5 protein-coding genes and 1 pseudogene are annotated in these 7,550 nt (G+C 76.2%); 3 read left to right on the forward strand and 3 right to left on the reverse strand.

Going from position 1 to position 7,550, the window contains the following annotated elements; genetic code table 11:
* Both ACWENR_RS28345 and ACWENR_RS28350 read left to right on the forward strand, forming a co-directional pair.
* A pseudogene (locus ACWENR_RS28345) lies at window positions 1-351 on the forward strand (two-component sensor histidine kinase); the annotation flags it as partial.
* Window positions 348-1,031, forward strand: coding sequence for a response regulator (locus tag ACWENR_RS28350; protein WP_452280012.1), 684 nt, complete (start codon window positions 348-350; stop codon window positions 1,029-1,031). The pseudogene ACWENR_RS28345 and the gene ACWENR_RS28350, both read left to right, overlap by 4 nt.
* An 89-nt stretch (window positions 1,032-1,120) precedes the next feature.
* Here the strand turns inward: ACWENR_RS28350 and ACWENR_RS28355 are convergent, their stop codons facing one another.
* The 3 genes from ACWENR_RS28355 to ACWENR_RS28365 form a co-directional block, all read right to left on the reverse strand.
* A complete protein-coding gene (locus tag ACWENR_RS28355; RefSeq protein ID WP_452280013.1) occupies window positions 1,121-2,284 on the reverse strand; it encodes a cytochrome P450 in 1,164 nt (387 codons plus the stop codon).
* A 9-nt stretch (window positions 2,285-2,293) separates the two neighbouring features.
* Complete coding sequence (locus ACWENR_RS28360; RefSeq protein ID WP_452280014.1) at window positions 2,294-2,962, reverse strand: class I SAM-dependent methyltransferase; 669 nt, start codon at window positions 2,960-2,962, stop codon at window positions 2,294-2,296.
* A 218-nt stretch (window positions 2,963-3,180) separates the two neighbouring features.
* On the reverse strand, window positions 3,181-6,105 hold the full coding sequence (locus tag ACWENR_RS28365) for a M36 family metallopeptidase (protein WP_452280015.1): 2,925 nt from the start codon (window positions 6,103-6,105) through the stop codon (window positions 3,181-3,183).
* Window positions 6,106-6,325: 220 nt separating this feature from the next.
* Between ACWENR_RS28365 and ACWENR_RS28370 the strand changes: the two genes are divergently transcribed.
* Window positions 6,326-7,550, forward strand: a 1,225-nt coding sequence (locus ACWENR_RS28370; protein WP_452280016.1) for an alkane 1-monooxygenase, incomplete at its 3' end; no start/stop codon positions are given.

The raw sequence follows: 7,550 nt of genomic DNA on the forward strand, positions 1-7,550 counted from the left end.
CCGGACGAGGCGGAGCGGCGGCTGCGCGACGCCCGCCGCCGGGTCCGGCGCAGCCTGCTGGCCGCGCTCGGGGCGCCGGCCGGCCTCGCCCTGGTGCTCTCCCTCGTCTACTACCCGGTGGCGACCGCCGGTACGGTGCTGGACCAGGCCACCTTCGACGCGATGCGGGTCGGCGCGGCCCGGGCCGACCTGACCGGGCTGCCCCGCCGCCAGCTCGACCGGCCCGACCCCTGGGCCGACCGGGCCGGCTGCGAGTACTACACCGACGGAAACTTCCCATTGGCCCAGCCGACCTGGCGACTCTGCTTCGCCGACGGCCGGCTGGTCAGCAAGGAGCGGATCAACCAGTGAGCACCGACAGCACCGCGACCGGTCCGGTCCGGGTCGTCCTCGCCGACGACGAGGCGATGATCCGGGCCGGCGTCCGGGCCATCCTGGGCACCGACCCGGGCATCGAGGTGGTCGGCGAGGCCGCCGACGGCCGGGCCGCCGTGGACCTCGTCCGGGCGCACCGGCCCCGGGTGGCGCTGCTGGACATCCGGATGCCGAGGCTGGACGGGCTCAGCGCGGCCGCCGAGATCCGCCGACTCGTACCGGAGACGGCGACGGTCATGCTGACCACCTTCGGCGAGGACGACCACGTCGCGCGGGCGCTCGGCCACGGCGCCAGCGGCTTCCTGCTCAAGGCCGGCGACCCGCGCGAGCTGATCGCCGGGGTGCACGCCGTCGCCGACGGCGGCGCGTACCTGTCGCCGCGGGTGGCCCGCCGGGTGATCGAGCTGGGCGGGGACCGGGTGGCCCGCCGGCCGGTGGCCCGGGACCGGCTCGCCGGCCTGACCGAGCGGGAGCGGGAGGTGCTCGCGCTGGTCGGGGCCGGGCTGTCCAACGCCGAGATCGCCCGCCGGCTGCACCTGGTCGAGGGCACCGTGAAGAGCTACCTGACCAGCGTCTTCACCCGGCTGGAGGTGCGCAACCGGGTGCAGGCGGCGATCCTCGCGTACGAGGCGGGGCTGGTCGAGCCCACCGCCTGAGCCGCCCCGCCCGGCCCCGCTCTGCGCCGCTCCGGCCCCGCCCGGCCCGGCTCAGCCGCTCCGAGCCGCTTTGGCGCCGCCCGCCCGGCTCAGCCGCGCCGCACGACGAAGGCGTCGGGCATCCGGAAGGTGAGGTTGTCCGGGCACCACGGCGCCCGGACCACGGTGACCTCGTCCAGCAGCGGCGCGGCCTCGCCGACGACCACCGCCGCCTCCATGCGGGCGAGCTGGTCGCCGACGCAGCGGTGCGCGCCCGCCCCGAAGGCCAGGTGCCGGCGGGAGCCGCGCTGGCCCGGCCGGAACTCGTCGGGCGCGGCCACGGCGTCGGGGTCGCGGCCGGCGCGGGCCAGCCACAGCACGATGCTGCTCCCCGCCGGCACGGCCGTACCGCCCAGCGTCGTGTCCACGGTGGCCACCCGCCGCCAGGTGACGATCGGCGGCTCCAGCCGCAGCCCCTCCTCGACCACGTCGGCGACCGCGACGGTGCCGGCCCGCAGCCCGGCACGCACCGCCGGCTCCCCGGCCAGCCGGTGCAGCAGGAGCGTGAGGAACTGCGAGGTGGTCTCCTGGCCGGCGACCAGCAGGAAGAACAGCGCGCCGACCACCACGTCGGGCGGGTGCCCGGCGGCCCGCAGCGACCCCGCCAGCCCGCCGCCGGTCGCCGCGAACTCCCGCAGCACCCGGTGGAACCGGCCCACCTCCGCCGCGAGCACCGCCTGGCGGTCGGCGTCCAGCGGCGCCCAGAACAGCTCCAGCGCCGCGCGGGCGAACTCCTTCACCGCCCCGACCGGCGCGTCGGGCAGCTCGACCAGCCGGGCCAGCACCAGCAGCGGCAGGTCGGCGGCGAGCCCCGCGTGGAGGTCGACCGGCGCGCCCGCGTCCAGGGCGGCGCCGATCGCGGTGAGGCGTTCCCGGACCAGCGCCGTCAGCCAGGGCCGCTGCGCGGCGACCCGGCTCGGGTGCAGGGCGTCGGCGACGACGGCCCGGATCCCGGGGTGGCTGGCGCCGCCGTTGTTGGCCAGGGTGGGCGGCAGCCGGAACCGGTGCCCGGCCAGCACCCGCAGCGCGGCCACCGGGATCGGGGTCACCGCGTCGAGCGCGTTGTCCGGCCGGTAGGTCACCGGGTCGGTCAGCACCTCGCGGACCAGCGCGTGCCGGGTCACCACCAGGTGCTCGACGCCCACGTGGTCGGGCACCCGGGCCACGTCCGGCCAGTGCGCGTCGGCGGTCTGCGCCCAGCTCCGGAACAGCACGCCGACACGCTAGCGGGCGGCCCCCGGCAGTCCGGGCCGCAACCGCCACACCGTGGTGCGCTTCACCCGTACGCTCTCCAGCGTCTCGGGCACCGGCACGTCGTAGACGGCCAGCTCGTCGAAGCGGTCGCGGGGCAGGAACGCCCGACCGGGGTCGCCGACCAGCACCTGGGCGCCGGCCCGGGCGGCCCGCAGCAGGAAGCGCAGCACCCGGTTGGTCATCGCCTGGCTGTAGAACACGTCGCCGGCGAAGACCACCTCGGCGCCCCCGGCGTCGCCGTCGAGGATGTCCGCGAGTTCGGCGTCGACGCGTACCCCGTTGGCCTCGGCGTTGACCGCCACCGCCGCGACGGCCAGCTCGTCGATCTCCACGGCGCGGACGCCGGCGGCGCCGGCCCGCGCGGCCGCGATGGCGACCAGGCCCGAGCCGGCGGCGAGGTCGAGCACCCGGCGGCCGGCGACCAGCTCAGGGCGGTCGGTGACGTACCGGGCCAGCGCCTGCCCGCCCGCCCAGGCGAAGGCCCAGAACGGCGGCGGCTGCGCGCTGCGGAACTCGCCCTCGGTCAGCTCCCACAGCCCGATGGCGTCGTCCGCCTGGTGCAGCCGCACCTCGGGGACGAAGGCGACCGGGGCGAGGCGGGCGTGCAGCCGGACGAACGCGGCGGAAAGGTCGGACACGCCGCCGATTGTCTCCCGCCGGCGGAGGTCGGCGTGTCGCGGGGCCGCGGCGACCGGTTCACCACGGACGGTGAAAACCGCCCCCGCGCTTGGCGACCGGTGCGAACCCGCCCGGCTACCGGCCGGCCGGCGGGGCTGGCAGCGTTGCGTGGCGACGGGGGGCCACCTACCGCACCGCCCGTCGGGGCCGGCACGCCGGCCGGCCCCGACGGGGGCGGTCACTTCGAGAACGCCTGGAACTCGGCGATGCGCACCTGGGTACGCGCCGGGCTGGCGGTCGCGCAGTCGGTGGTGGTGGCCGGGTCGTCGTCCTGCTCGCCGGCGTAGTCCGGGCCGCCCGTGCACTGGCTGGCCAGCACCTCCAGCCGCAGGTGGGTGGCGAGGGTGGTCGGCACCGGGAACGAGCGCAGGTTGATGTCCCGCACGTACGCCCGGTACGCCCCGCCGGGGAAGGCGTCCGCCGCGCTGGTGTGGATGCGCCGCCAGTTCGCCGGGTCGGCGCAGTCGGTGGTCTTCGCGTTGCAGGCGGAGACCGCGAACGAGCGCAGGGCGCTGAGCGAGTTCTGGCTGCCCGGATCGGCGTCGCCGGGGATGGCCGGGCGCAGCATCGCGCTGACGTTCACCCGCTTGACGACGTGCGGGGCGTCCCCGGGCAGCGCCACCGTGACCTGCCGGCCGGCCACGCCGTCGAGGGAGGCCCAGTTGGTCGCCTCGGTGTCGTCGGCGATCCGGTCCAGGTTGACCCCGTCGCCGCTGACCGTCGCGCCCGACGCGGTCGACGCCAGGTTGCGGCTCATCCGCAGGTCGACGTATCCATCCCGGCCGGCCGTGGCGACCACGGTGAGTCGCTGGTGGCCGAAGCCGGGCGCGACGGCGAGCAGCTGGTAGGTCCCGGGCACCAGCTCGATCCGGTCCGGCAGCGCCGTCGCCGGGTCGGTGTCGGCCACCGGGACCGCCCGCGCCTCGTACGCCCCGACGTACACCTTGATCGGCGCGTCGGCGCTGTCGCCCTTGGGCCGGAGGGTGAGCACCGCGTTGTCGGCGTCGGGCGCGGCGAAGCTCGGCGTCGGGTCGGTGTCGGAGGCGCCGTCGGTGGCGGCGTCCCGGCCCATCCCGGAGCGGGCGAACTCGGCCCAGATCAGGTCCTGGTTGGCGCCGCCGAAGCGGAGCAGGTCGGCGGTGAGCATGTTGTCCCGCATGTCGAGCATGCTGACCTGGCTGGCCGCCTGGAGCAGGAACGAGTCGAAGACCAGCTGCGACCAGCGCCGGTTGCCCGGGCACTGCTCCACGGCCACCGCGCCGCGCGCGCAGTCGAGCTGCCGCTGCGGGGTGCCGGCGCCGTAGCGCTTCATCAGGGCCGCCCGGACCCGGAAGTTGGTCGCGCTCCAGATCTCGCCGTCGGCGTGCACCGCCGGGCCGCTGCTGTGGTAGCCGACGTCGGAGTAGTTCAGCGGGCTGCGGCTGAAGTCGTGGTTGCGGATGCCGCTGACCAGGTTGCCGGTGACGTAGCCGCCGGTGACGTACGGCGTCTCGCCGGGGGCGCGCAGGCCGTGCTGGAACAGGTACTCCGCGGCGAGCAGGTCGCTCCACGACTCGCCCATCGAGCCGCCCTGGTGCCCGCCGATGCCGCTGTCCGGGCCGGCGATCATGCGGTTGGTGATGGCGTGGGTGTACTCGTGCCCGATCACCGTCATGTCGTAGTCGCCGTCGACGCAGGGCGGGTACGGCCCGCCGGCCTGCGGCTGCCACAGGTACATGTTGGTGGTCGGCGGCAGCCCGTCGCGCGGCGTGCCCTGGTTGGCGTTGTTCCGGTTGCCGGTCAGCGCGCCCTGCTGGGCGCGGCCCTGCTCGGCGTCGCCGCCCCGGCCCTCGGGGGTCAGGTTGACCGCCTGGAGGTTCCAGGTCGCCTCGGTGAAGCCGAGGTGCCAGGCCCAGTCGTGCATCCGGTTGTGCATGGCGAAGAGGTTGCCGATCGCGGCGTCGTCGTCGTTGCGCTGCGCCGAGGTGAACACCTCGGGGTTGCAGCGGGCCTGGTGCCACTGGTCGGTGAACGGGTACTCGTAGCGGCGCTCCGGGCTGGGCGTCGCCGGGACGGCCGGCGTGCCGGCACCCCAGGACCGCACGGTGTTGGCGGAGTTTCCGCGCGCGGTGCCGGTCGGCGTGCCGGTGGCCGCGTCGACGTCCCACGGCTGCCCGGTCGCCGGGTCGCGGAACGCCGCCCGGCAGTCCGGCGCGGGGTCGCCGCACCAGCGCACCCGGGGATCCTGCCCGGGGCCGAGGTCGCGCGGCGGGGTGGCCGGGAAGACCGCCCAGCTCGGGTTGTCGGAGTCGAAGTCGACCAGGTCCTCGCGGACCAGCACCCGCCCGGTGATGCCGTCGACGTAGGTGGTGAAGGCGGCCGGTTCGTCGGCGTCGGCGCCGATCAGGGTCACCTCGTAGGCGGCCCGGGGGCCGTCGAGCGGGGTGGGCACGGCGACGGCCCGCACGCTGTGGTCGCGGACCGCGTCCGCCGCGAGGCCGGCGTCGGCGAGCGCCGCGGCGTACGCCTGCTGGTCGGTGAGGGTGGCGGCCGGCGGCGCGGCGGTGTCCCGGGAGAGCGAGGAGTTCACCGCCAGGACCGAGCCGTCGGCGACCGCGACGGTGACCAGCCCGTCGTGCCCGGCGGGCAGGGCGCCGAAGCGCTGCCGGAGGGTGACCACCGCGCCGTCGCCGACCGGGCGGACGAGCAGGCGGTCCATCGCCGCGACCGCGGCGGCGTCCAGGCCGAAGAGGTCCTGGTTGCCGGTCAGGTACGCGCGGGCGGCCGCCTCCGGGTCGGCGGGGAGGCCGACGGCGAGCGGCGCGCGGCCGGGGCCGAGCGCGTGCGGGGTGCCGAGCCGGTTCCAGCGGACGTCCGGGTCGGCCCTGCGGGCCAGGCCCCGCTGCCGCGCGTCGGGGGCGGCGGCGCCGGGACGGTTGTCGACGTCGGCGTGCTGGTGGCCCTCGGCGAACGGGCCGGAGCGCCGCTCGGCGGTGGCCCCGGCGGGGGTGGCCGCGGTGGGGCCGGCGGGGAGCAGCGCGGCCGCCACCGCGGTCGCCGCCAGGACGGGGACGAGCCGGCGTCGGCGCCGGCTCATCCAGGGTGTCCACTCCGGTTGTGCCACGGGACCTCCTCGTGGGAGCGGGGTGGCCGGCCCTCCGCCGGCCCGCGCAGCGCGAGTGACGCATGCGCATCTGTGGATATCAGTCCGGGTCGGTGGGAACAAGGGTCGCGCCTACTCAAGACGATCTCGGCGCCGGGGCGGCTTTACAAAAATCGACACTTGTAGATGGCGGTGATGGGTGTCACAGTCGGGGTGGACCGCGACAGATCGGAGGTCGGCCATGGCCGTCGACGCCGCGTCGACCGGCGCACCCGCCTGGCGGGACGCCCGGAAGCCGCTCTGGCCGCTGGCGCTGCTCGTACCGGCGCTGCCGTTCCTCGCCTGGGCGGTCTGGCGGGCCACCGGCGGCGGCTGGGCGTGGTGGCTGACCCCCGCCGTCGTATTCGTCCTGATCCCCGTGGTCGACCTGCTGGTCGGCGAGGACCGGCGCAACCCGCCCGACGAGGCGGTGCCCCGGCTCGCGGCCGACGGCTACTACCGCTGGCTCACCTACCTCTACCTGCCGGCCCAGTACGCGGGGCTGGTGCTCTGCTGCGCGGTCTGGGCCGGGGGCGACCTGTCGGTCGTCGGCGCGGCCGGCCTGGTCGCCACGATCGGGGTGGTCGACGGCATCGCCATCAACACCGCCCACGAGCTCGGCCACAAGCGCGAGACGCTGGAGCGCTGGCTGTCCAAGGTGGCCCTCGCCCCGACCGCGTACGGGCACTTCCACGTCGAGCACAACCGGGGCCACCACACCCGCGTCGCCACGCCGGAGGACCCGGCCAGCTCCCGGCTGGGGGAGAGCTTCTGGGCGTTCTGGCCGCGTACGGTCCTCGGCAGCCTGCGCTCGGCGTGGCGGCTGGAGGCGGGCCGGTTCCGCCGCCGCGGTCGCAGCCCGTGGACGTGGCGCAACGAGATCCTGACCGCGTACGCGATGACCCTGGTGCTCTACGCCGCGCTGGTCGTGGCCTTCGGGCCGGGGGTGCTGCCCTTCCTGGCGCTCCAGGCGGTGGTCGGGTTCAGCCTGCTCGAGGTGGTCAACTACCTGGAGCACTACGGGCTGGCGCGGCAGCGCACCCCCGCCGGCCGCTACGAGAAGGTCGACCCGCGGCACAGCTGGAACAGCGACCGCACGGTGACCAACGTCTTCCTCTTCCAGCTCCAGCGGCACAGCGACCACCACGCGAACCCGCTGCGCCGCTACCAGACGCTGCGCAGCTTCGAGTCCTCCCCGCAGCTGCCCGCCGGCTACGCCACGATGGTGGTCGCCGCGCTGGTGCCGCCCGTGTGGCGCCGGATCATGGACCACCGGGTGCTCGCCCACTACGGCGGCGACCTCACCCGCGCCAACGTCCACCCGCCGGCCCTGCGCCGGCTGCGGGAGCGCCGGCCCCGTCCGCCCGCGACCGCCTCCGAGCCGTACGCCGGCTGCCCGCCTCGAAGTGCGAGACCTTGCGGTCCAG

The organism is Micromonospora sp. NPDC004336 (assembly GCF_053602615.1).